Below are 22,030 nucleotides of genomic sequence, written 5' to 3' on the forward strand. Positions count from 1 at the left end.
GTTTCCTTCAGCGATGCCGCAGCCGCGGGTTGGCCAGGATGCCGAAGATGTCGGCCGTCGTCACCAGGATCAGGTAGGCGCAGCAGAAGATCATGGCGCAGGTCTGCACGAGCGGCATGTCGCGCTGCGAGACGCCGTCGACCATGAGCTTGGCGATGCCCGGATAGTTGAAGATCGTCTCCACGATGATCACGCCGCCCAGCAGGTACGACAGGCTCAGCGCCACCGCATTGGCGATCGGGCCCACCGCATTGGGCAACGCATGCGCGAGCACCATGCGCATCGGCGAGGCGCCCTTCAGGCGCACCATCTCGATGTAGGGCGCCTCCAGCTGGTCGATCACCGCGGCGCGCGTCATGCGCATCATCTGCGCCACGATCACGCAGCACAGCACCAGCACCGGCATCGCGAAGGCGCGCAGCAGCTGGCCCAGCGACTCGATGTCGTTGACGAACGAAAGCGCCGGCAGCCATCGCAGCTTGACCGCGAACACCAGCACCGCCAGCGTCGCGACCAGGAACTCCGGCACCGACACCACCGCCACCGCGCTGGTGGAGGCGGCGCGGTCGAACCACGAGCCGCGCCACACCGCCGAGGCGATGCCCAGCGCCAGCGCGATCGGCACCGAGAACAGCGCCGTGACCGCGGCCAGCAGCAGCGAGTTGGGCAGGCGGCTCGCAATCAGCTCGGCCACCGGCATCTGCGTGGTGGCCGAGAGACCCGGGTCGCCCTTGAGCATGCCCAGGAGCCACTTCGCATAGCGCTGGGGCGCCGGCACGTCCAGGCCCATCTGGGCGCGCAGCGCAGCCACCGCTTCGGGCGTGGCGTCCTGGCCCAGCTGCTCCTGCGCGGCATCGCCGGGCAGCACCGCGGTGATCGCGAACACGATCACCGACACTGCCAGCAGCGACACGAGCGCGAGCGCGATGCGCTGGCCCAGGAGCTTGAGGATCACGCGGTTCATGGCGAACATCCGATCGAGCGACGGCCCGCGCGGCTCATGCCTCGAGCCACACGTTCTCGGCGAAGTTGTAACCCATGAGCCCGCCCAGCGGAATGGGCGCGAGGCCCTTGAGCTTGGCGCTGTGGCCGTCGATGCTCGCCAGGAACAGCGGGATGCCGATGCCCGCGTCCTGGTGGATCATGGTCTGCATGTCGGCATACATCTGCTTGCGCTTGGCCAGGTCGGTTTCGGCGCGCGAGGCCAGCAGCAGCTGGTCGAACTTCTCGCTCTTCCAGCGCGACTCGTTCCATGCCGCGCCCGACTGGAAGAACTGCGTGAGCAGCACGTCGGCGCTCGGTCGCGGGTTCACGTTGCCGAAGCCGACGTGGCTGTTGAGCCAGTGGTTGGACCAGTAGCCGTCGGCCGGCATGCGCTTGATATCGAGCTCCAGGCCCGCGCGCTGCGCCGTCTGCTGCAGCAACAGGGACATCTCCACCGAGTACAGCGCCGCGGGCGATGCCACCATCGGCACCTTGCCGGTGATGCCGGCCTTCTGCAGGTGGAACTTGGCCTTGTCCAGGTCGAAGGGGCGCTGTGGCAGGCCGGCGAAGTGGAAGCGGTTGGTCGGGTCGATGGGCTGATCGTTGCCGATCACCGCGTAGTCCAGCGCGATGGTCTTTTTCATCTGCTCGCGGTCGAACAGGTGCTTCATGCCGAGCACGAAATCCGGGTTGGCGCCCGGCCCCACGTCCTTGCGCATCACCAGGTCGGAGTACTGGCCCGACTGGGTGACGAAGATGCCGAAGCCGGGCGTGCCCTTCACGCGGTCCACCGAGCGCGGGTTGACCGAGCCCACCAGGTCCATGCCGCCGGAGAGCAACGCGTTCACGCGCGCGCTCTCGTCGCCGATGCCCACGAATTCGATCTCGTCCAGGTAGGGCCTGCCCGGTTTCCAGTAGGCGTCGTTGCGCACCACCAGCGAGCGGATGCCGGGCTTGAATTCCTTGAGCTTGTAGGGGCCGGTGCCGATGCCCGCGTTGAAGTCGGTGGTGCCCTCCTTGACGATCTGGAAGTGCGAGGTGCCCAGGATCACCGGCAGGTCGGCGTTCGGTGCGCTGAGCACGAAGGTCACCTCGTTCGCGCCCGTGGCCTTGGCGCTCTCGATCTGGTCGGCCAGCACCTTGGCCTTGGACGCGGTGGCCGGGTCCTTGTGGCGCATCACCGAGAACACCACGTCGGCCGGCGAGAGCGCCTTGCCGTCGTGAAAGGTAACGCCCTTGCGCAGGGTGAAGACCCAGGTCTTGGCGTCCTTGGTGCTGAACGATTCGGCCAGCGCGGGCTGCGGCGTGAGGCTGCCGTCCAGCGAGGTCAGGCCGTTGTAGACCATGTTGCAGCGCGAGTAGTCGGTCTGGTTCGACTGCTTGGCCGGATCGAGCGTGTCGGTGGCCGCGGCCGTGGCGCCCGCCACCCGGATGCGCCCGCCGCGCCGCGGCGTCTGCGCATGCGCCGACACCGCCATGCCCGCCAGGCTGCCGGCCAGCGTGGCCTGCATGCCGCCGGCCACGAGCATCGCCAGGATGTCGCGCCGCGAGGCGCCGCGCTGCAGCGACCCCATCATGCGAAGGCTTTCGCCGGGGCCGACGAGTTGTTCGAGGCTCTTGTTCTTGCTGTCGCTCATGGTGGGTACTCCTGGGAGGCCGTGGGTGGAAGAAATCGAGGGGAACGCAGATCGGGCGGCGGCGCTCAGGCCAGCCTGTCCTTGAGCCGGTAGTACATGCCCACCGCCGGCAGGAACCAGGGCGGGCCGAAGTGACCGGGAATGGCGGGCCAGTCGCGGCCCTGCCAGGGGTTGGCGCGCGCATCGCCGCCCATCGCGGCGGCCATGCGCTCGCCCATGTGGACCGACATCTGCGTGCCGTGGCCGCTGTAGCCCATGGCGTAGTAGAGGCCGTCGCGCTCGCCGGCATGGGGCAGGCGGTCCTGTGTCATGTCCACGAGGCCGCCCCAGCAGTAGTCCAGCCGCACGGCGCCCAACTGCGGAAAGGTCTGGGCCAGCCCTGCGCGCAGGACCTCGCCGCTCGCCGCATCCGACTGCGGGCTGGAGACGGCGAAGCGCGCCCGCCCGCCGAACACCAGCCGGTGATCGGCCGTGAGGCGGAAGTAGTGATGGATGTTCGCCACCGTCGTGTAGGTGCGCCGCGCCGCCAGCAGCGCCTGCGCGCGCTCGGCGCCCAGCGGCTCGGTCACCACGATGAAGCTGCCGATCGGCACGATGCGCCGGCGCAGCCAGCCGAAGCTGCCGTAGCCCCCATGGCGCGTGGCGCCGGTGGCCAGCAGCACCTGCTGCGCGGTGACGCTGCCGCGCGCGGTGTGCAACCGGTGCGCGTGGCCCTGGCCGATGCGCTCGATGCGTTCCACGGCGGTGGCGGTGTGGATCTGCGCGCCGTGGCGCTGAGCGGCGGTGGCCAGGCCGTGGGCGAAGCGGCCCATGTGCATCTGGCCGCTGCGCTTGTAGAGCAGCCCGCCGTGGAAACGCTCGCTCTGCACCTCGGCGCGCACCTGTGCCGCGTCCAGCACTTCGACGTCGGTGTCCACGCCGTCGTCGGCCAGGCGCTGCGCGCTGCGTTCGAGCGCGGCCATCTGGTTCGCCCGCGTGGCGAGCTTGAGCTTGCCGTGGCGCAGGAAGTCGCAGTCGATCTCCTCCTCGCGCACCAGCCGCGCCACGCTGTCCACCGCGGCGTCGTAGGCGTGGTACCAGGCGCGGGCTTTCTCGATGCCGACCTTGGCCGCCACATCGGCATAGTCCATGGCCAGCCCGTTGTTCACGTGCCCGCCGTTGCGCCCCGATGCTTCGGCCGCCACCCGCGTGCCGGCCTCCAGCACCGCCACGCGGGCGCCGCGCCGTGCGAATGCCAGCGCCGCCGACAGGCCCGTGAAGCCGCCGCCCACGATCGCGACGTCGACCTGCCCCGGCAGCGCGTGCGCCGCGGGCGAGAAGGCCGGTGCCGAATCGGTCCAGTAGGAATCGAGCTTCATGGCATGAAGAGAAGAGCGGACCGCTGGCGGATCAGAGGCCCACGACGCCGGGAAGGCCGCCGATGTCCTTGATCTCCGTGTAGCGGTAGGCCGGGTTGCCCGGGCCGTGGCCGCGGTTCACGAACACCTTGTTGACGATGCCCATGTCGTCCGCCGACATGAGGTCGTAGCGCAGGCTGGACGACACGTGCAGCACGTCTTCCGGGTTGCAGCCGAGCGAATCGAGCATGTACTCGAAGGCCTGCAGCCGCGGCTTGTACGCCTGCGCCTGCTGCGCGGTGTAGACGCGATGAAATGGCGCGCCGAGCATGGCCACGTTCTTCTGGATCTGGTCGTCCGAGGCGTTCGAGAGAATCACCAGCGGGATCTCCTTGGCCACCTTGGCCAGGCCCGCGGCCACGTCGGCGTGCGGGCCCCAGGTGGGCACCGCGTCGTAGTACTTCTGCGCGTCGCTGTCCAGGTACTGGATCTTCCATTTCCTGCACAGGCGCCGCACCGCGTTCTTGAGCACCACCTCGTAGGGCTTCCAGGCGCCCAGCACCTCGTCGAAGCGATAGGCGGTGAAGTTGGCGACGAACTCGGCCATGCGCTCGGTCGGAATGCGGTCGGCGAAGAGGTCGGCGGTCATCTCGTCCATGCGGAACCGGGTGAGGGTGCCGTAGCAATCGAAGGTGACGTATTTGGGACGGAAGGTCATGGTCTCGAATCCTTTTTCAACGGTGGCGGAAAGATGGTGATTGCGACAAGCTCATTACGAAGTGATTGCAGCACGCAGCCGCTTGGGGGATGTAGGGAAAAACGGCGTCCGCCGCAACGAAGCTGCGGTTTGCAGGGCCGATGACGGCATGCCGTGCGGTCTGCCCTTTGTGCGTGCGGCCATGCACCTCGGTGCGCCGCGCCAAAGCCGGCGAGCACGCTTTTGAAGCGCGGGCCGGCGTCGGCTGCTGGATGTGTCGTGGCGCGAAGCGTTGCATGGCGATGGAGCGATGGAGCGAAGAGAAGCGGCATGTGGGAATGGCGATCGATGCTAGGCAGGTTGGCGCAGCATTTGTGTGCGTATGAGGGCGCGCCACCGCAGCGAATTGCAAAACCGGGGGGCGCGGCGGGCGAAGCTTGCGAGTTGCGGCGCAGGCCTGATTCGCTCTGGTGCGGCGCGGCGATGTCGTCCAAGATGGACGCGAAATTTCCACCGCCACAGAGAGTTTTTCCGATGCCCGAACCCACTTCGAACGCACCCGCCATGGACGGCGTGGTGCTCAGGCCGATGACGCCCGCGGACCTGCCGCGCGCGCATGCGCTGTCCGCCGAACTGCGCTGGCCGCATCGCCCCGCGGACTGGGCGCAGACCTTCGCGCATGCCGAGGGCATCGCCGCCGAGCGCGACGGCGAGATCGTCGCGACCGGCCAGCGCTGGCTCTGGGGCGAGGGCCACGCCACCATCGGGCTGGTGATCGTTTCGCCCGCGTGCCAGGGCCGCCGCATCGGGCACCGGCTGATGAGTGCGCTGCTCGAAGGCCTGGAAGAGCGCACCGTGCTGCTGCATGCGACCGCCGAAGGGCGCGGCCTTTATGAGCGGCTGGGTTTCGTGCGCACCGGCGAGATGCGCCAGCACCAGGGCATCGCGTTGCCGCCGCCGCTGGTCGCGCTGAAGCCGGGCTGGCGCCTGCGCCCCGCGGGCCTGAACGAATTGCCCGCGCTGCAGGCGCTCGATGCGGCGGCGCGCGGCATGCGGCGCGATGCGCTGATCGCCGATCTGCTGCAGAGCGCCGATGCCTGCGTGGTGCTCGATCGCGACAACGAGCCGGTCGGCTTCGCGATGCTGCGGCGCTTCGGTCGCGGGCATTCGATCGGCCCGGTGGTCGCCCCCGATGCCGAAGGCGCGAAGGCGCTGATCGCGCACCTCGCGGGACTGAATGCCGGCCAGTTCACGCGCATCGACATCGACTTCGCAAGCGGCCTGGCCGAGTGGCTCGAGAGCATCGGCCTCTTGCGCGTGGACGCGCCCACGACGATGGTGCGCGGCACGCCGCTGGCCGTGCCGCCGGCGGGACCGACGCTGTTCGCGATCGTCACGCAGGCCGTGGGCTGAAGGGGCGAGCCCATGATCACCACCATCACCACCACCACCTTCCTCTACAAGTCGGACCCCGTGCGCGGGCGCCAGTGGGCCGAGGTGTTCGGCCGCCGCCGGCCCGACATCGACTTTCGCATCTGGCCCGACATCGGCGATCCGGCGCAGGTGCGTTTTCTTGCGGCCTGGGAGCCGCCGGCAGACATGGCGGCGCGCTTCCCGAACCTGCAGGTGCTGTTTTCCTCGGGCGCGGGCGTCGACCAGTTCGACTTCGCGGCACTGCCGCCCGCGCTGCCGGTGGTGCGCATGGTCGAGCCCGGCATCGTGCGCGGCATGGTGGAGTACGTGACGCATGCGGTGCTCGGCCTGCACCGCAACATGCCGCAGTACGAGCGCCAGCAGGCGCAGGGCCTGTGGAAGCCGCTGCCGGTGCTGCCGGCCGGCGAGCGGCGCATCGGCGTGCTGGGGCTGGGCTCGCTCGGGCAGGCCGCACTGGCGCAGCTCGTCGCGCTGGGCTTCGACTGCGCCGGATGGAGCCGCTCGCGGCACGCGGTCGAGGGCGTGCGGTGCCATGCCGGCGCCGATGAACTGCCGGGCTTCCTCGCGCGCACCGACATCCTCGTGTGCCTGTTGCCGCTGACCGATTCGACGCGCGGCTTCCTCGATGCGCGGCTGTTCTCGCTGCTGCCCGCGGGCGCGGGGCTGGTGCACGTGGGGCGCGGGCCGCAACTGGTGGATGCGCACCTGCTCGCGGCGCTGGCCAGCGGGCAGATCGGCGATGCGGTGCTCGATGTGACCGACCCCGAGCCGTTGCCGCCGACGCACGCCTTCTGGGGCCATCCCCGCATCCGGCTCACGCCGCACATCGCGAGCATGACGCAGCCGCTGAGCGCCGCGCAGGCGCTGCTGGACAACCTCGCGCGCTTCGAAGCCGGCGAGCCGATGGTCGGCCTGGTCGATCGTGCGCGCGGGTATTGAGGGGCGCGATCGGTCGGCTTGAAAAGACGACCGCACGATCTGCTGAGCGCGCCGCACACAACCGCAGCCTGCTGCGCGCAGCACCCCCAAAGCAGCACCACCTCGCGCGATGCGCCGCCTAAGCTGGAGGCATCGAAAGCCTTCTTCGCTCTCGCTTCCACACACACACCGTCATGACGCATCCCACCGCATTGCCCCACCATGCCGCGCTCGACGCGATCGACCGCGCGCACCTCATCCATCCCGTCTCGCCCTGGCGCGTGCACGAGCAGCGCGGCCCGACCGTGCTGGCCTCGGGCCGCGGCGCCTGGTTGACCGACGGCAGCGGCCACGAACTGCTCGATGCCTTCGCGGGCCTGTGGTGCGTGAACGTGGGCTACGGGCAGGAGAGCGTGGTGCAGGCCGCCGCCGAGCAGATGCGCCGGCTGCCGTACGCGACCGGCTACTTCCACTTCAGCAGCGAGCCGGCCATTCGCCTCGCGGAGAAGCTGGTGCAGATCACGCCCGCGTCGCTGACCCGCGTGTACCTGACGCTGGGCGGTTCCGATTCGGTCGATGCGGCGGTGCGCTTCATCGTGCAGTACTACAACGCGACCGGCCGGCCGGCCAAGAAGCAGTTCATTGCGCTGGAGCGCGGCTACCACGGCTCGTCGTCCACCGGCGCGGGCCTCACGGCGCTGCCGGCCTTTCACCGCGGCTTCGACCTGCCGCTGCCCACGCAGCACTACATCGCCTCGCCCTATGCCTACCGCCGCGCCGACGGCGGCGACCCGCAGGCGCTGATCGCCGCGTCGGTCGCGGCGCTGCGCGCCAAGGTGGCGGAGCTGGGCGCCGACAACGTGGCCGCCTTCTTCTGCGAACCCATCCAGGGCTCGGGCGGCGTCATCGTGCCGCCCGTGGGCTGGCTCAAGGCGATGCGCGAGGCCGCGCGCGAGCTGGACATCCTCTTCGTCGTGGACGAGGTCATCACCGGCTTCGGACGCACCGGCCCCATGTTCGCCTGCGAGGCCGAAGGGGTGGAACCCGACCTCATGACCATGGCCAAGGGGCTCACCGCCGGCTATGTGCCGATGGGCGCCACCCTGATGTCCGAGAAGGTGTACGCCGGCATCGCCGACGGCGCACCCGCCGGCGCGTCGATCGGCCACGGCGCCACCTATTCGGCGCACCCCGTGGGCGCCGCGGTCGCGCTGGAGGTGCTGCGGCTCTACGAAGAAGGCGGCGTGCTGGCCAACGGCCAGCGCGGCGCCGCGCATTTCGCGGCCGGGCTCGATGCGCTGCGCGGCCATCCGCTGGTGGGCGATGCGCGCCACCGCGGCCTGCTGGGCGCGCTGGAACTGGTGAGCGACAAGGCGAGCAAGCGCGGTTTCGATTCGGCGCTCGGACTGTCCGAGCGCATCTTCGCCGCCGGCTATCGCAACGGGCTGGTGTTCCGCTCCTTCGGCGACCACATCCTGGGCTTTGCGCCCGCGCTCACCTTCACCGAGGACGAATTCGCGCAGCTGTTCACGCGGCTCGCGAAGACGCTGGACGACGTGCTCGAGGCGCCCGACGTGCGCGCCGCGCTGGCCGCCTGAACGGGCCGGCGCGCAAAAGCCCCCGGCATCACCGGGCGACGACGCAGAATCGGATCTTTCCCGTCATCAGGCACCGCCATGTCAGAAGCTTTCAAGATCGACCGCCTGGACCTGCGCATCCTGGCCCAGTTGCAGAAGAACGGGCGCATGACCAACGTGGACCTGGCGGACGCGGTCGGACTGTCGCCCAGCCCGTGCCTGATCCGAGTCAAGCGGCTGGAGCAGGCCGGCTACATCGCCGGCTACGGCGCGCACTTGCGGCTGGAGAAGCTCGGCGACACGCTGACGGTGTTCACCGAGGTCACGCTGCAGGACCACCACCGCGAGGACTTCGTGCGCTTCGAGGCCGCGATCCGCGAGGTGGACGAGGTGCTGGAGTGCCACCTGGTGAGCGGCGGCTACGACTACCTGCTGCGCTTTCTCACGCGGGGCGTGAACCATTACCAGGAAGTGATCGAGGGCCTGCTGGAGCGCAACATCGGCATCTCGAAGTACTTCAGCTACATCGTCATCAAGTCGCCGTTCATCAAGACGCACTGCCCGATCGAGCGGCTCTTTCCCCACGAGCATTGACCGGGCTTTGGACGCGGCGAATGCCGCGCATCCTCAGACGGCGGAGATGGCAGACGCCGACGCGGTTCCGCCGCCGCCCCGCAACGCCGGCGGCGTCCTGACGATCGAGGTCAGCGCGGGTTCGGCCGCGCGCAGCGACGCCAGGTCGGGCCGCGGGCGGCGCAGCTGCGCGTGCGCCGCGAAGGCTTTTTCCATCGCCCATGCCGCGCCCAGCACCTGGTGGTCGGCCCGAAAGCCGCCCACGACCTGCAGGCCGAACGGCATGCCGGCGTGGTCCAGCCCGCAGGGCAGCGAAATGGCCGGATGCGTGGTGAGCGTGACCACGTAGGTGAGCGCCAGCCAGCGGTAGTAGTTGGCCTGCGGCTCGCCGTTGATGTGGGCGGCATACAGCTGCGTCCATGGAAAGGGCGACACCGGCGTGGTGGGCGAGAGCACCAGGTCGTAGTCGGCGAAGGTCGCCTGGAAGCGCTGGATGAGCCGCGTCTGCTCGGCCTGTGCCCAGGCGCTGTCCAGCAGGCTCATGCGCGCGCCCATTTCGTAGTTCGCGCGCGGGTTGGGCCCCAGGCTCTCGGGGTCGCGCTCGTAGGCGGCCTGCATGCCCGCCACGAAGGCTTCCGCGCGCAGCACGTCAAAGCAGCGGTGCGCCTCGCCCAGCTCGAAGTCGACGCGGTCGCAGCGGCGAAACAGGTGCCGCATCGCCTCGATCTTCTGGCGGAAGACCGCGCGGATGCGCTCGTCCACGGCGCAGGTGCCGAAATCTTCGGTCCACGCCACGCGCAGGCCGGCCAGGTCGACCTGCTGGGGCGCGAGGAAGGACATCGGATCGAGCGGATAGCTCAGCGGGTCGCCCGCGTGCGGGCCGGCCGAGGCGGCCAGCTGCAGGCAGGCGTCTTCCACGGTGCGGCCCATGGGGCCGACGACTGAAATGGGCGTCCAGCCCAGGGGCTTGCGCACGCTGGGCACGATGCCCGGCGAGGGCCGGAAGCCCACCACGCCGCACTTGGCCGCCGGAATGCGCAGCGACCCGCCGGTGTCCGAGCCCGTGCACACCGGCAGCATGTCGCAGGCCAGCGCGGCCGCCGAACCGCCGGAGGAACCGCCGGCATTGAGGTTCGGATCGAAGGGGTTGCCCGTGGCGCCCCACACGTCGTTGCGCGAGTTGGCGCCCGCGCCCATCTCGGGCACGTTGGTCTTGCCCGCCACGATGGCGCCCGCGCGGCGCAGGCGCGCCACCAGCTCGATGTCCTGCGTGGGCACGTGGTCGCGGTAGATCGCCGAGCCCCAGGTCGTGAGCAGGCCTTCGGTGGGCTCCAGGTCCTTCACGCCCAGCGGCAGGCCGTGCAGCAGGCCGAGCGTGTCGCCGCGCATCACCGCGCTTTCGGCCGCCGCGGCCTCGGCGCGTGCGCGCTCGAAGCACGTCGCGGTCACCGCGTTGACGAAGGGGTTCACGCGCTCGATCCGCGCAATGCACGCCTGCAGCAGCTCGACGGGCGAGATGGCCTTGCTGCCGATCAGGCGGCGCAATTCGACGGCGGATTTCTCCACGAGCTCGCAGCCCGCGGTGTGAGAGGTGGTGTTCGGCTTCATCAGTCGGCGGTGATGTTCGCGCGCGCCGCAACGGCGCGCATCAGGGGCAGTTCCCGGTTGATGAGTTCGCTCGACGCGGCGGCGTTGCTGAAGGCCGGCTCCAGCCCCTGGCCCAGCAGCTTGGCGCGCGTGTCGGGGTCGGCGATGGTCGCGACCAGCGCTTTCTCCAGCCTGGCCTTCACATCGGCGGGCAGGCCCTTGGGCGCCGCCAGCAGCAGCCACGAATCCATGTCCACGCCGGCGTAGCCGCTCTCGGCGAACGTGGGCACGTCGGGCAGCAGCGCCGAGCGCCTGGCCGTGGTCAGCGCAATGGCCTTGACCTTGCCGCTCTTGAGCTGGGGCATCGCGGCGCTCACCGTGTCGATGCTGAACTGGATCTGGCCGCCCATGAGATCGGTCATCGCGGGGGCGCTGCCCTTGTAGGGCACGTGCGTCATCTTCAGGCCGGTCGCATGCAGCACGCTTTCGCCGGCGAACTGCGCGGTGGTGCCAGTGCCGAAGGAGCCGTACGAATACTTGCCCGGCGCGGCCTTCACGTAGTCCACGAACTGCTGGACCGTCTGCACCGGCACCTCGCTGTTGGCCAGCAGGATCAGCGCCACGCGCCCCGCTATGCCGATCGGCTCGAAGCTCTTGACCGGGTCGTAGGGCAGGTTGGGGCGGATCGCCGGGTTGACGGTGAAGGTGGAGCCCGAACTGAGCAGCAGCGTGTAGCCGTCGGGCGCGGCCTTGGACACATAGCTTGCGCCGACCACCGTGCCGGCGCCCGCGCGGTTCTCGATCACCACGGGCTGGCCGAGCTCCTTGCCCAGGCGCTGCGCGATCACCCGCCCGTTGACGTCGGTCGCGCCGCCCGGCGGGAAGGGAATGACCAGCGTGACCGGATGCGAGGGAAAGTCGGCCGCGGCGGCCGGCGCGACGGCGCCGAGCCCGAGCCCCAAGCCGAGGCCGCACAGCAGCGCCGTGCGCGTCATGCGCTCGATACGCGAGAAATGATTCATCGTGAACTCCTGGGATTTCGACGGGGAATTTCGGCGGGGACTTCAGGGGCCGGCGGATTCATCCTAGGAGCGCCACGCCGGTGCCACAAGCGCAATGTTTAGAATTCTTCGTTGCCGAATCGGCAATCAATGCAGGCCGCGTCGCCTTGCGTCAAAGGAGAAATTCATGCCGCTTCGCGCCTTGCAGGAAACCGCCGTTCGCTACTTTCTCGAGGTCGTGAAAACCGGCTCGGTGAAAGAGGCCGCGCTCAAGCTCAACGTGGCGCCCTCGGCGGTGAGCCGGCAGGTGGCGCGGCTGGAGCGCGAGCTGGACACCCTGCTCTTCGAGCGCCATGCGCGCGGCATGCAGCCCAATGCCGCGGGCGAGCTGCTGGCCGCGCATGCCAAGCGGGCGCAGCAGGACATCGAGCGGGTCGCGAACGATATCGCCAGCCTGCGCGGGCTGCGCAGCGGGCATGTGCGCGTGGCGAGCACCGAGGGCTTCGCCTTCGATTTCGTGCCCACGCTGATCGCGCACTTTCGCCGCAAGCACGAGGGCATCCGCTTTCACCTGGAGGTCTGTTCGCTCGCCGATATTTCCAGGCGGGTTCGCGATGGCGAAGCGGACGTGGGCATTACCCTGAGCGCCGTGCCCGAGCCCGGCATCGAGATCGAGCTGCGGCACCCGAGCCCCATCCTGGCCGTGATGGCCAGGGCCCATCCGCTGGCCTCGCAGCGGCAGCTGTCGCTGCGCCAGGTGGTGGGCTACCCGCTCGGGCTTCCGCAGGAGGACAGCTCGATACGCCGCCTGCTGGACGCCAGCTGCACCCGGCAGGGCCTGCGCTATGCGCAAGCCATGTCCAGCAACCACGCGAATGCGCTGCTGAGCTTTGCGGCGGCCGGCGGCGGCATCGCCTTCTACGGTGCGCTGTCGATACGCACGTTGCTGCAGAGCAAGGCGCTGGTGGCCATCCCGTTGAAGGACCGCGAAATGAACGCGCGGCACCTGGAGATCGAGACCATGGCCGGCCGGTCGCTCCCCGATGCGTCCAAGGCCTTCGTGCGGTATCTGGTGGACGCCATCAAGACCAGCGGCTGACGATCGCACGGCCTCACGCGGCTCACGTGGCTCACGCGGCCTCGCGTTGCAAGCGCCGGCCGCGCGGAATGCAGGATCAACCGGCCTTGCGCGCCGTCACCCATTGCGCCGGCGCGAGCGCCGCGGCCACCACGCGCACTTCGCCGATGTTGCCGAAGAAGCCATCGGCGCGCGCCCCGTCCCACGAGCCGCCGCCCACCACCCACGGCGAAGTGGCCGAGAGCGTGGCCAGGCCTGGAACGGCCGCGGCGTTGTGTAAGGCCAGACGTTGCGAAGCGCGCAAGCGTAGAAAGCGTCGATGACGTTTCGGTGTAGGGCCGATGACACTTGTTCGCCGCTCGCTGCGCCGAAGGTTTTTTTCGATCGATCCGGTGCGATGGCGCAGCTTCGAAGATGCCGAATTCCCGACGTTGGCATTGGCGTTCCATCGAACCCTCGGCCCCTCTGGTGCAAGCTCTCCACGGCCCCGATAAGGATCGTCGCCGGTGCGCTGCGACGTGGCCGAAAGGCAGACGTCATTCCATCGATTGCATGGAAAAGTGAGAGGCTTGATCTCATTCATCGACGCAATGAAGAAAACTCCCTGCGAAGGGGCCGATCGCCGTGGTGAAGCGGGGTGTCGAGAGACGATGATGAATTAGGTCAACGATCTATCGCAAACCTATAAAAGCGCGACAGCCCCTCCTGGCGCTGGAACAGGAGAGATCGTGCGACTTCATGTTTCCCCACTTCCTTTCGAGACCGTATTGAGCGGCTCGTTTCTCGGCACCGGCCAAGCGGGCGCGGTTCAGGTCGATGAGGAGATCGACCCCTTGCGCATCCTGCTCATCGACCACCAGTCGACCCAGTGCAGCTCGTTCAGCGAGGGGTTGGAGCGCAACGGCTTTGCCATCGATGTCGCGACCGGCGACAACGCCACGGCGAACGCGGCGCTCGCGCAAGACTACGCGCTCATCCTCCTGAATTCGATGCGGACCGGACACGCGGGACTCAGTGCCGTCCAGGCGATCCGGCGCAAGACCGATGCGCCTCTGCTGGTCTTGTCCGAACGCGACAGCGTTGCCGCTCGCATCGCGGGTCTGGAACTGGGAGCGAGCGACTACCTGGTCAAGCCCTTCTCGCTCTCTGACCTGCTTGCGCGCGTCAAGGCGTTGGCCCGCCGCCCGCGCGTGGTCCGCCAGCCGGTGTTGCGCATGGGCGATCTGGAACTCGACGAGCGCACCACGAGGTGCACCCGCGAGGGCGCGGAACTCGATCTGACCCGGATGGAGTTTGCGTTGCTGCTCGTGCTGCTTCGCAGCCAGGGCGAAGTGCTATCCCGCCAAGAGCTCTCGCAGCGCGTATGGAACAGGGAGTTCGACGCCAGGAACAACGCCATCGACGTGGCCGTGCTGCGCCTGCGAAGCAAGCTCGATGCACCGTTCGAGACGAAGCTGCTGCATGCCGTGTGGGGCAGGGGATATGTGCTCGAGGAGCGCTTTCAGGAGCGTGTTGAAGGGCCCGTTCTGGGGCCTGTTGGCGCTTGATCGCGCAAGCCGACAGGGCCTGGCGCTTCGCGAGGATGACGCAGGCAAGCTGCCCATCGTCGCGCGTCGTCGCACATCACCGGCCGCTGAGCGGCGCGCTCAGCCCGGCGGGCCCTGGTCTGCTCCGGCATCCATGCGCAGGACGGCCTCGTGCATCAGTCCGCGCAGCCAGGTCAGCCCCGGGTCCCGGGTGCGGTGCCTGTGCCACTGCTGCATCTGCGCCATGCCGGGCATCGGTGTGGGCAGCGCGAACAGCGTGACCGGCAGCGACTTGCGGGCGATGCGGGCGAGCCTGGCATGCATGGTGGCGATGCGCTCGGTGCCCACGACCAGATGCGCAGCGCTCACGAAGCTGAAGGTCGTGACCTCGATGTGCTCCGCCTTGAGGTAGCGCTGCTTGTACCAGCCCTCCAGCGTCGGCTTGTCCATGGCCGGAGGCTGCACGGCCACATGACCGCCTGCTTCGTATTGCCCCCGCGTCAGTCCACCCGATCGCGCAAAGCGGCTGTCGTTGCACACCACGCAGCAAAACTCTTCCTCGAACAGCAACTCGGTGGGATGGTCCTGCAAGGCGTAGCTGCGCGGGATCACCATGAGGTCCGTCTCGCCGCTGTCCAGTGCACGCTGGGGCCGGTCCAGCAACGGCACCAGGTCGAAGCGCACGGTGCGCGACTGGCTCTCGGCCAGCGCCAGCAGGTGGGGTATCAGGACGGCTGCCGTGTAGTCGGAGACGACCAGCTGGAATCGTCGGTCCGACGCCGACGGATTGAACTCGGGAGGCGTTGCAATGGCGGTGTCTATGCGCGCGAGGACCTCGCGCACGGCGTCCTTCAATACCGCGGCCCGGTCGGTGAGCTCCAGCTTGCGGCCCACGGGTACCAGCAGGTCGTCGTCGAAGTAAGCCCGCAGCCGCGCGAGCGCACTGCTCATTGCGGACTGGCTCAGGTGCAGTTGCGCCGCCGCCCGGCTGATGCTGCGCTCCCGCAGGAGCGCATCCATTGCCACCAGCAGGTTCAGGTCCAGGTTCTGGAATCGCATGATTTTTCTTCTTCTCCTCCGGGTTCGGATGACGGAGCCATCCTTTGCATGGGCGCGGCTGCGGCGCGTTCAACCTGCCTGGCGCTTGTCGGTTGCGGCATCCATGCGCAGAGCGGCTTCATGCATCAACCCGCGCAGCCACAGCAGCCCGGGGTCCCGGCTGCGGTGCCGGTGCCACTGCTGCATTTGCTCCATGCGCAGCGGTGGCGTGGGCAGCGGGAACAGCGTCACCGGCAGCGATTCGCAGGCGATGCGAGCGAGCCTGGCATGCATGATGGCAATGCGCTCGGTGCCCACGACGAGATAGGGCGCACTCACGAAGCTGAAGGTCGTGACCTCGATGCGCTCTGCCTTCACATAGCGTTGCCTGAACCAGCTCTCCAGCGTCGGCTTGTCCATGGCCGGAGGCTGCACCGCGACATGGCCGGCCGCTGCGTACTGCGCGAGCGTGAGTTCGCCGGACTGCGCGAAGCTGCTGCTGTTGCACACCAGGCAGCAAAGCCCTTCCTCGTACAGCATCTCGGCGGGGTGGTCCGGCAAGGCGTAGGTGCGGGAGATGACCATGAGGTCCGTATCGCCGCTCTCCAGGGCGCGCTGGGGCCGGCCCGGCACCGGTACCAGGTCGAAGCGCACGGTGCGCGATTGCTGCGCGGCCAGCGCGAGCACATGCGGTATCAGGATCGCCGCGGTGTAGTCGGAGACGGCCAGCTGGAACCTGCGGTCCGAGGCCGGCGCGTCGAACTGCGGCGCCGTGGCGATGGTGGTGTCCACGCGCATGAGGATGTCGCGCACGGCGTCCTTCAGCACCTCGGCGCGGCTGGTGGGTTCGAGCTTGCGGCCCACCGGGACCAGCAGGTCGTCTTCGAAGTAGGCCCGCAGCCGCGCGAGCGAACTGCTCATGGCCGACTGGCTCAGGTGCAGGTGCTCCGCCGCCCGGCTGATGCTGCGTTCCCTCAGCAACGCATCCAGAGCGACCAGCAGGTTCAGGTCCAGCTTCTGGAATCGCATGGTTGCTCTTCTCGCGGATTTTTGTGCGGGTCCACCCTTTGTTCCGGTGTGGATGCGGTGCCGGCCTCCGTTCGATGCCCAGGTATCTCCCATATCGATACGAGGTATCGAGCGAAACGTTTTTGTGTATGCATCCCGCGCTCCTATGCTTCGCCACTTCGTTGCATTACCGTTTGTTTCACCATCTCTGCCTACCGTTTTTTCCCTAATCCGCCCTGTCCGTCAATTCATCGCCGACAAGTCTTCCTTGTCTTTGCCAGGTGGTCAGGTTCCAGGCGGGATCGAATCTCCAACTCCAGAGTGATTGCTTGCCCCATGCATCTCGAAGGCAACGCATGCCCAGGCTGAGGCTCGGCTTGTTCAGATTGCCGGCCGTCGAAGTCGTCGTCGTCCAGACGATCGTCCGGCTGTCCGCACAGAACGGCGCGTTCCCCTGGAAGCTGGTCGATGCCCCGCCGTTCGACGCGTTGATCGTCGACGCAAACCTCATCGAAGACCGTTTGGCCGAGGTCGAGCAGATGGCGCCCGCGGTGCTGACCGTGACGCGCACGCATTCGGCGGGCACGGCGAACACACTGGAGCGCCCGATCCGTGCCGAGAAGCTGCAGCATTGGCTCGTGAACACAGGCCAGGAACTTCTCGAGGCACGGCGATCGACGGGCCCGGCAACGCGGGTGTCGGCGATGCCGCAGGCGCTCCTCGACTCGGCGCGCTTCTCGTTGCACCGCTGGCCTCCGGCCGCCTTGATGGGGCGCAGCGAGGACAGCGACCGAATGGCGAATCTGCTCTGGCGGCGCCCACTGAGCGCGAGCGAGCTGGCCGACCGCTGCGGGCAATCGGTGTCCCGCTGCATGCGTTTCCTGCAGGCATTGCGCAACGCAGGCGTGTTGGAAGTGCATGCATCGTTGCCCGCAGGAAATTCCCGGCCCCAACCCTTCTGATCCTTCCGATTCATATGCGCGCTTTCCCCGACGCGGTTGCCTTGCGCACACCCCAATCGCTGGACCACCTGCTCCTCTACCGGATATGGCGCGCGGCATGCGTGAGCAATGGCATGGTGACCCGGATGGTCGAGGGCGGCTTCGGCATCACGCGCCGCGAGCTGGGAATGATCGGCGTGCTCGAGGAGCTGGGGGAGATTCCCGCCTCGAAATTTGCCGAGCGACTGCACCTTGACCGCGCGAGCGCCTCGCTGGCCCTGCGCAGCCTGACCGAGAAGAAGCTGGTGGAGCGGCGCCAGGACGAAGGAGACGGCCGCATCGTGCATGTGCGCCTGAGCCCCGCGGGCCAGCAACTCTTCGACGATCTCTTCCCACGGCTCTCGCGCCTGAACGTCGATCTGCTCGATGGCATCGATGCCGCGCAGCTGGAAGTTTTCCTGGACTGCCTGCAGGGCCTCGAACTGCGTGGAAGCGAGCTGAACGAGCAAGGTGCGAGCACCGGCAAGAACCAGCCGTCGCGCGAGCGGCAGGCGGCATAGACGCAGCGTTCGCGGGCCGCACGAAGCGGCCAGAACCTCGGCTGCGGCATGGACCGGGGCCGCGCGCGCCGTCATGCAGGAGACAGCCCGAGGGCCGCGGGCCGGGCACCATCGCGCAGGTCCATTCCTCGACCCGCAACCCCAACCCGGAAGACATCCGCATGGAATTCGCCTACACGCCCAAGGTCCAGGATCTGCGCACGCGCCTCCTGGCCTTCATGGACGCGCACATCTACCCGAACGAGAAACGCCAGGCCGAGGAGGCGCACCAGTCGTGGCTGAATGCGCAGAAGAGCGGCGGCTTCTACACCGGCCTGCCGCTCCTGGAGGAACTCAAGGAAAAGGCGCGCGCCGCGGGCCTCTGGAATCTCTTCCTGCCCGAGACCGCGCACGGCGCGGGGCTCTCGAACCTGGAATACGCGCCGCTGTGCGAGATCATGGGCCGCCGCTACTGGAGCGCCGAGGCCTTCAACTGCAGCGCGCCGGACACGGGCAACACCGAGGTGATCGAGCGCTATGGCTCGGCCGCGCAGAAGGCGCGCTGGCTGCAGCCGCTGCTCGACGGACAGATCCGCTCGGCCTTCGCGATGACCGAGCCCGCCGTTGCATCCTCGGACGCCACCAACATCGCATGCAGCATCCGGCGCGAGGGCGACGAGTACGTCATCGACGGGCGCAAGTGGTACATCACCGGTGCGATGAACGAGCGTTGCAAGCTCTTCATCCTGATGGGCAAGACCGACCCCGACAACGCCGACCGCCACCGCCAGCAGTCGATGGTCATCGTGCCGGCCGACACGCCCGGCATCACGGTGCTGCGCGACATGGCGCTGGTCAATCACTACGACGCGCCCTTCGGCCACCCGGAGGTGCTGTTCGAGAACGTGCGCGTGCCGGTGGACAACATCCTCTTGGGCGAGGGCCGCGGCTTCGAGATCGCGCAGGGGCGCCTCGGCCCGGGGCGCATCCACCACTGCATGCGCATGATCGGCATGGCCGAGTCGGCGCTGGAGATGATGTGCGAGCGCGTGGTATCGCGCGTGGCCTTCGGCAAGCCGTTGGCCGAGCAGGGCGTCTGGCGCGAACGCATCGCCAAAAGCCGGATGCTCATCGACCAGACGCGCTGGATGGTGCTGCACGCGGCCTGGCGCATGGACACCGTGGGCAACAAGGTGGCGGCCAAGGAGATCGCGATGATCAAGGTGATTGCGCCCAACAACTGCATCCAGGTGATCGACGATGCGATGCAGGCCTTCGGCGCGATGGGACTGAGCCAGGACACGCTGCTGGTGAACTTCTGGGCCTACGCGCGCCATCTGCGCATGGCCGACGGGCCGGACGAAGTGCATCGCAACGCGATCGCCAAGCACGAGCTCGCGGGCTACCGGCCGAAGCAGAAGGCCTGAGGCCCTGGGCCCTTCAGGCTCTCGCCGGGCAAGCCGCATCAGGCCCGGCCGGCGCCGCAATCTCCGTGGAGATTCGGCGATCCGGGGCGGTGTTGTTTTCGTTGTCGGATAAAGGCACTGAGAACGCAGAGAGGGACAGAGAGAGAGCGCTGTGATCGGGGTTCCCCCGGTCGCGCGCAGGAACTTGCGCACCGCATTGTTGGCGCGGCAGGTACTTTGCGCCAGCAGCAGGAATGAAATTCAGCCACTCGGTTTTCGTCGCAATCGACAAGGCAGCCCGTGTCGAATGCAAATCCGCTGCGCGACCTGCATGCTGTTCGCTCCGGAGAGGTCGCGTCATTGCGCTGAAAAATGAGTGGCTGCATCTCACTTTTTCGCCTAGTCGAAGGCAGCCGCACCTCGAACAATCGCCACCTTCGGTCTCGTCATGACGCGGGCCACGGTCGGCTTGCCCCTGCCTTGCGTTCGATCGACTGTCGATGTCCAGGCGGCTTTCGGTCGCCGACCGATCGCCGCGGGCGAAGTACGCATTGCGCGCCGCAGCCGGTCGTCTCTTCAAACTCAAACTCAAACTTCGTAGCTCCATGAATCTGTCCACTCGACGATGCGTTTCCGTGCTGATGCTTTCGGCGCTCTTGTCCAGTTGCGGTGGTGGCGGCGGTGGCAATCAAGGCAGCAGCTTCGCCGGCCTCGCCGGCGTGGGCGGCAACGGTGGCAACCAAGGCGGCAATGCCGGCGCGCAGGGGAGCGATGGCCAGAGCGGCACCGGCACTGCGGATGGCGGCGCTTTGCCCGTCGCGGCGAGCACCGCCTTGGTCATGCAGCTCGGCAAGCCCGCACGGGTGCTGATCGGCCTGGGCGCGGCCAGCTCCATCGATCAGATGAAGAGCCAGGACATCCACCCCGACATCGTGGACACCTACCTCGTGGGCGTCGGCCCGAAGTCCTGGCCCTTCTGGAACAGCCCCGACGGGGCCTACCTCACGGTCACCGCGCAGGCCATCCAGGCCTACGGCGCGACTCCCATGTACACGCTCTACCAGATGCAAGGTGACCTCAGCCGCATCGACGATGCGGCGTTCATGAACACGTACTGGGCGCAGCTGCGGCTGATGTACCAGCGCATTGCAGACCTGCGCAGCCCCGTCCTGGTGAACCTGGAGCCGGACCTCTGGGGATTCCTTGCATCGCAGGCGCCCGGACGCGATGCGACGCGGGTGCCGGCCGTCGTGAGCAATCAGGCCGAATGCGCCGGCTTGCCCGACACCGCCGCGGGGCTCGGCCAGTGCCTCGTGCAGATGGGCAGGCAGATCGCGCCCAAGGCGCTCCTGGGATTCCCGCCGGCCTTCTGGAGCGGCACCCCCGCCGAGATCGGGGCGCAGATGCGCGCGGTCGGCGCCGACCGCGCGGACTTCATCGTTGCGCAGACGAGCGACCGCGATGCCGGCTGCTGGGAGGCCGCATCGCCGCCGGACGAATGCCTCGGGCGAACCGGCCCGTTCTATTGGGACGCAAGCAACAAGACCAGCCCGAACTTCCACGATTCGCAGAACCAGGTTTCGGACTACCGCGCGGCGCTGGGCAACGGCCTTCCGATCCTGTGGTGGCAGACCCCGATGGGTGTGCCGTCCGACACGCCCGGCGGCAGCGACCAGCGCTACCGCGACAACCATGTCGACTACATGCTGCGCAACACCCAGGAGTACGGCGACATCCACACCTTCGGCATCGTCTTCAGCCCGGGTGGGAGCCACCAGACCTCGATCGCCACCGACGGCGGCCAGTTCGCGCGCCTCTCTGGCCAGTACCTCGCGCGAGGCGGTGCCGCCTTGAAGTAGCGGTGGGCCGGCGCCGCATGCATGGGCGCAGGGCGGAATCCGCTGAACTGCTCGGGGCCCGAGCGGCCCTTCGCTACCTCAGGCAGAGGTCGACCTGCCGGGACCAATGGTGGCGTGTGCCACCCGCGCGGCGATCGGCTTTTTCCGGCACGGCACGCTGCGCATTCAACGCGCTGCCGCGCGACTCGAGCACGCGCAGGCACTGGAGAAAGGTGTCGTGGTGTTCGGCGTCGAGGGCTTCGAGCAGTTCGATGTTGAGACTGGCAATGCGTGGGAACAACTCGCCGAAGACCTGTCGGCCGGCATCGCTCAACTGCACGTGGACTTCGCGGCCGTCGTCGGCGCTCTGGCGCCGCTCGATCAGGCGCTTGTCCAGGAGGCTGCGCAGGGCGCGCGATGTGCGCACGCGGTCCAGTTGCAGTTGCTCGGCAAGCGCCGAGGGCCTGATCTCGCCGACCTGCGCGAGCATGCCGATCATTCCCCACTCGCGGTGCGTGATGCCGAAGGCCCCTTCCACGATGCGTGTCGCCATGGCCGTGCTTTCGCGCGTGGCACGCCACAGGCGGTAAAGCAGGAGGTCGTCCAGTGCGCGCGGCGCGCGCAGTGCTGTCGTGTCGGGAAAGGCTTGCATGTGGATCAAGGCTCGGTGACGAAGCTGCCGGGTAGTTGATTAGGTCAATTGATCGTTATGTTTTTATAACCATCAACAGACGACATGCTGCGACAACTTGGCGCGAACGGCGAGCTTTTTTCGCAAAGTACATCGCGCTGCCGGGGATGTCAGCTGCCGTTCAGCGTGCCGGGTGAGGGGCGTACCTCAAGCACGCCGGCACCCCATGGTGGTGCATCCGGCGCACCCCCGATTGGTGCTTGCTAAGGCGGTCAAGAAA

General features: G+C 68.1%; 21 protein-coding genes. 10 read left to right on the plus strand and 11 right to left on the minus strand.

The features are described 5' to 3' along the window. Nucleotides 1–7 precede the first annotated feature (7 nt). The 5 genes from ACZYRS_RS07445 to ACZYRS_RS07465 all read right to left on the minus strand — a co-directional run bounded on the left by ACZYRS_RS07445 (nt 8) and on the right by ACZYRS_RS07465 (nt 4,953). Nucleotides 8–964, minus strand: a complete 957-nt coding sequence (locus tag ACZYRS_RS07445; RefSeq protein ID WP_463418722.1) for an ABC transporter permease — start codon at nt 962–964, stop codon at nt 8–10. A 34-nt stretch (nt 965–998) separates the two neighbouring features. Further along, nucleotides 999–2,621, minus strand: coding sequence for an ABC transporter substrate-binding protein (locus ACZYRS_RS07450; RefSeq protein WP_198785012.1), 1,623 nt, complete (start codon nt 2,619–2,621; stop codon nt 999–1,001). Nucleotides 2,622–2,686: 65 nt separating this feature from the next. Further along, nucleotides 2,687–3,979 carry an NAD(P)/FAD-dependent oxidoreductase gene (locus ACZYRS_RS07455; protein ID WP_463418723.1) on the minus strand — a complete coding sequence of 431 codons (1,293 nt, stop codon included), beginning with the start codon at nt 3,977–3,979 and terminating at the stop codon, nt 2,687–2,689. Nucleotides 3,980–4,010: 31 nt separating this feature from the next. Next, nucleotides 4,011–4,676 (minus strand): haloacid dehalogenase type II, encoded by a 666-nt coding sequence (locus tag ACZYRS_RS07460; RefSeq protein WP_198785014.1) that lies wholly within the window; start codon nt 4,674–4,676, stop codon nt 4,011–4,013. A 16-nt stretch (nt 4,677–4,692) separates the two neighbouring features. After that, nucleotides 4,693–4,953, minus strand: coding sequence for a hypothetical protein (locus ACZYRS_RS07465; RefSeq protein WP_463418724.1), 261 nt, complete (start codon nt 4,951–4,953; stop codon nt 4,693–4,695). A gap of 236 nt (nt 4,954–5,189) precedes the next feature. On the opposite strand from ACZYRS_RS07465, the gene ACZYRS_RS07470 reads away from it, so the two are divergent. From ACZYRS_RS07470 to ACZYRS_RS07485, 4 genes are all read left to right on the plus strand, one after another. Beyond that, the gene (locus tag ACZYRS_RS07470) at nt 5,190–6,068 is read left to right on the plus strand and encodes a GNAT family N-acetyltransferase (protein ID WP_198785016.1); all 879 of its coding nucleotides are present in this window, start codon (nt 5,190–5,192) and stop codon (nt 6,066–6,068) included. Nucleotides 6,069–6,080: 12 nt separating this feature from the next. Next, the gene (locus tag ACZYRS_RS07475; RefSeq protein ID WP_463418725.1) at nt 6,081–7,028 is read left to right on the plus strand and encodes a 2-hydroxyacid dehydrogenase; all 948 of its coding nucleotides are present in this window, start codon (nt 6,081–6,083) and stop codon (nt 7,026–7,028) included. A 173-nt stretch (nt 7,029–7,201) separates the two neighbouring features. After that, entirely contained in the window at nt 7,202–8,605 is a 1,404-nt protein-coding gene (locus ACZYRS_RS07480; protein WP_463418726.1) for an aminotransferase class III-fold pyridoxal phosphate-dependent enzyme, read from the plus strand. A gap of 78 nt (nt 8,606–8,683) precedes the next feature. Next, nucleotides 8,684–9,178, plus strand: coding sequence for an Lrp/AsnC family transcriptional regulator (locus ACZYRS_RS07485; protein ID WP_013539071.1), 495 nt, complete (start codon nt 8,684–8,686; stop codon nt 9,176–9,178). Between the two features lie 33 nt (nt 9,179–9,211). On the opposite strand, the gene ACZYRS_RS07490 is transcribed toward ACZYRS_RS07485, so the two are convergent. Then, nucleotides 9,212–10,765 (minus strand): amidase, encoded by a 1,554-nt coding sequence (locus ACZYRS_RS07490; RefSeq protein WP_463418727.1) that lies wholly within the window; start codon nt 10,763–10,765, stop codon nt 9,212–9,214. After that, nucleotides 10,765–11,739, minus strand: a complete 975-nt coding sequence (locus ACZYRS_RS07495; protein ID WP_463422462.1) for a Bug family tripartite tricarboxylate transporter substrate binding protein — start codon at nt 11,737–11,739, stop codon at nt 10,765–10,767. The genes ACZYRS_RS07490 and ACZYRS_RS07495 overlap by 1 nt, the downstream gene beginning before the upstream one ends. Nucleotides 11,740–11,932: 193 nt before the next feature. On the opposite strand from ACZYRS_RS07495, the gene ACZYRS_RS07500 reads away from it, so the two are divergent. Continuing rightward, the gene (locus tag ACZYRS_RS07500) at nt 11,933–12,844 is read left to right on the plus strand and encodes a LysR family transcriptional regulator (protein WP_463418728.1); all 912 of its coding nucleotides are present in this window, start codon (nt 11,933–11,935) and stop codon (nt 12,842–12,844) included. 76 nt (nt 12,845–12,920) lie between these two features. Here the strand turns inward: ACZYRS_RS07500 and ACZYRS_RS07505 are convergent, their stop codons facing one another. Beyond that, complete coding sequence (locus tag ACZYRS_RS07505; protein ID WP_463422565.1) at nt 12,921–13,127, minus strand: hypothetical protein; 207 nt, start codon at nt 13,125–13,127, stop codon at nt 12,921–12,923. Between the two features lie 463 nt (nt 13,128–13,590). On the opposite strand from ACZYRS_RS07505, the gene ACZYRS_RS07510 reads away from it, so the two are divergent. After that, entirely contained in the window at nt 13,591–14,370 is a 780-nt protein-coding gene (locus tag ACZYRS_RS07510; protein ID WP_463418729.1) for a winged helix-turn-helix domain-containing protein, read from the plus strand. Between the two features lie 99 nt (nt 14,371–14,469). Here ACZYRS_RS07510 and ACZYRS_RS07515 read toward each other — a convergent pair whose 3' ends face one another. Both ACZYRS_RS07515 and ACZYRS_RS07520 read right to left on the minus strand, forming a co-directional pair. Continuing rightward, nucleotides 14,470–15,408: a LysR family transcriptional regulator gene (locus ACZYRS_RS07515; protein WP_463418730.1), complete on the minus strand. Its 939-nt coding sequence runs from the start codon at nt 15,406–15,408 to the stop codon at nt 14,470–14,472. 69 nt (nt 15,409–15,477) lie between these two features. Further along, entirely contained in the window at nt 15,478–16,416 is a 939-nt protein-coding gene (locus ACZYRS_RS07520; protein WP_463418731.1) for a LysR family transcriptional regulator, read from the minus strand. A gap of 335 nt (nt 16,417–16,751) precedes the next feature. Between ACZYRS_RS07520 and ACZYRS_RS07525 the strand changes: the two genes are divergently transcribed. From ACZYRS_RS07525 to ACZYRS_RS07540, 4 genes are all read left to right on the plus strand, one after another. Continuing rightward, a complete protein-coding gene (locus tag ACZYRS_RS07525) occupies nt 16,752–17,357 on the plus strand; it encodes a winged helix-turn-helix transcriptional regulator (RefSeq protein WP_463418732.1) in 606 nt (201 codons plus the stop codon). Between the two features lie 41 nt (nt 17,358–17,398). Continuing rightward, a complete protein-coding gene (locus ACZYRS_RS07530) occupies nt 17,399–17,896 on the plus strand; it encodes a MarR family winged helix-turn-helix transcriptional regulator (protein ID WP_463418733.1) in 498 nt (165 codons plus the stop codon). A gap of 161 nt (nt 17,897–18,057) precedes the next feature. After that, nucleotides 18,058–19,302 carry an acyl-CoA dehydrogenase family protein gene (locus ACZYRS_RS07535; protein ID WP_463418734.1) on the plus strand — a complete coding sequence of 415 codons (1,245 nt, stop codon included), beginning with the start codon at nt 18,058–18,060 and terminating at the stop codon, nt 19,300–19,302. A gap of 620 nt (nt 19,303–19,922) precedes the next feature. After that, entirely contained in the window at nt 19,923–21,140 is a 1,218-nt protein-coding gene (locus ACZYRS_RS07540) for a hypothetical protein (protein ID WP_463422463.1), read from the plus strand. 73 nt (nt 21,141–21,213) lie between these two features. Here the strand turns inward: ACZYRS_RS07540 and ACZYRS_RS07545 are convergent, their stop codons facing one another. Continuing rightward, a complete protein-coding gene (locus tag ACZYRS_RS07545; protein ID WP_463418735.1) occupies nt 21,214–21,771 on the minus strand; it encodes a MarR family winged helix-turn-helix transcriptional regulator in 558 nt (185 codons plus the stop codon). Nucleotides 21,772–22,030 lie beyond the last annotated feature (259 nt).

The organism is Variovorax sp. AC194, from assembly GCF_979257995.1.

Coding starts and splice junctions, on each gene's coding strand:
- ACZYRS_RS07445 (WP_463418722.1), bottom strand. CDS start 964: ATGAACCGCGTGATCCTCAAGCTCCTGGGCCAGCGCATCGCGCTCGCG.
- ACZYRS_RS07450 (WP_198785012.1), bottom strand. CDS start 2,621: ATGAGCGACAGCAAGAACAAGAGCCTCGAACAACTCGTCGGCCCCGGC.
- ACZYRS_RS07455 (WP_463418723.1), bottom strand. CDS start 3,979: ATGAAGCTCGATTCCTACTGGACCGATTCGGCACCGGCCTTCTCGCCC.
- ACZYRS_RS07460 (WP_198785014.1), bottom strand. CDS start 4,676: ATGACCTTCCGTCCCAAATACGTCACCTTCGATTGCTACGGCACCCTC.
- ACZYRS_RS07465 (WP_463418724.1), bottom strand. CDS start 4,953: ATGCAACGCTTCGCGCCACGACACATCCAGCAGCCGACGCCGGCCCGC.
- ACZYRS_RS07470 (WP_198785016.1), top strand. CDS start 5,190: ATGCCCGAACCCACTTCGAACGCACCCGCCATGGACGGCGTGGTGCTC.
- ACZYRS_RS07475 (WP_463418725.1), top strand. CDS start 6,081: ATGATCACCACCATCACCACCACCACCTTCCTCTACAAGTCGGACCCC.
- ACZYRS_RS07480 (WP_463418726.1), top strand. CDS start 7,202: ATGACGCATCCCACCGCATTGCCCCACCATGCCGCGCTCGACGCGATC.
- ACZYRS_RS07485 (WP_013539071.1), top strand. CDS start 8,684: ATGTCAGAAGCTTTCAAGATCGACCGCCTGGACCTGCGCATCCTGGCC.
- ACZYRS_RS07490 (WP_463418727.1), bottom strand. CDS start 10,765: ATGAAGCCGAACACCACCTCTCACACCGCGGGCTGCGAGCTCGTGGAG.
- ACZYRS_RS07495 (WP_463422462.1), bottom strand. CDS start 11,739: ATGACGCGCACGGCGCTGCTGTGCGGCCTCGGCTTGGGGCTCGGGCTC.
- ACZYRS_RS07500 (WP_463418728.1), top strand. CDS start 11,933: ATGCCGCTTCGCGCCTTGCAGGAAACCGCCGTTCGCTACTTTCTCGAG.
- ACZYRS_RS07515 (WP_463418730.1), bottom strand. CDS start 15,408: ATGCGATTCCAGAACCTGGACCTGAACCTGCTGGTGGCAATGGATGCG.
- ACZYRS_RS07520 (WP_463418731.1), bottom strand. CDS start 16,416: ATGCGATTCCAGAAGCTGGACCTGAACCTGCTGGTCGCTCTGGATGCG.
- ACZYRS_RS07525 (WP_463418732.1), top strand. CDS start 16,752: ATGCCCAGGCTGAGGCTCGGCTTGTTCAGATTGCCGGCCGTCGAAGTC.
- ACZYRS_RS07535 (WP_463418734.1), top strand. CDS start 18,058: ATGGAATTCGCCTACACGCCCAAGGTCCAGGATCTGCGCACGCGCCTC.
- ACZYRS_RS07540 (WP_463422463.1), top strand. CDS start 19,923: ATGCTTTCGGCGCTCTTGTCCAGTTGCGGTGGTGGCGGCGGTGGCAAT.
- ACZYRS_RS07545 (WP_463418735.1), bottom strand. CDS start 21,771: ATGCAAGCCTTTCCCGACACGACAGCACTGCGCGCGCCGCGCGCACTG.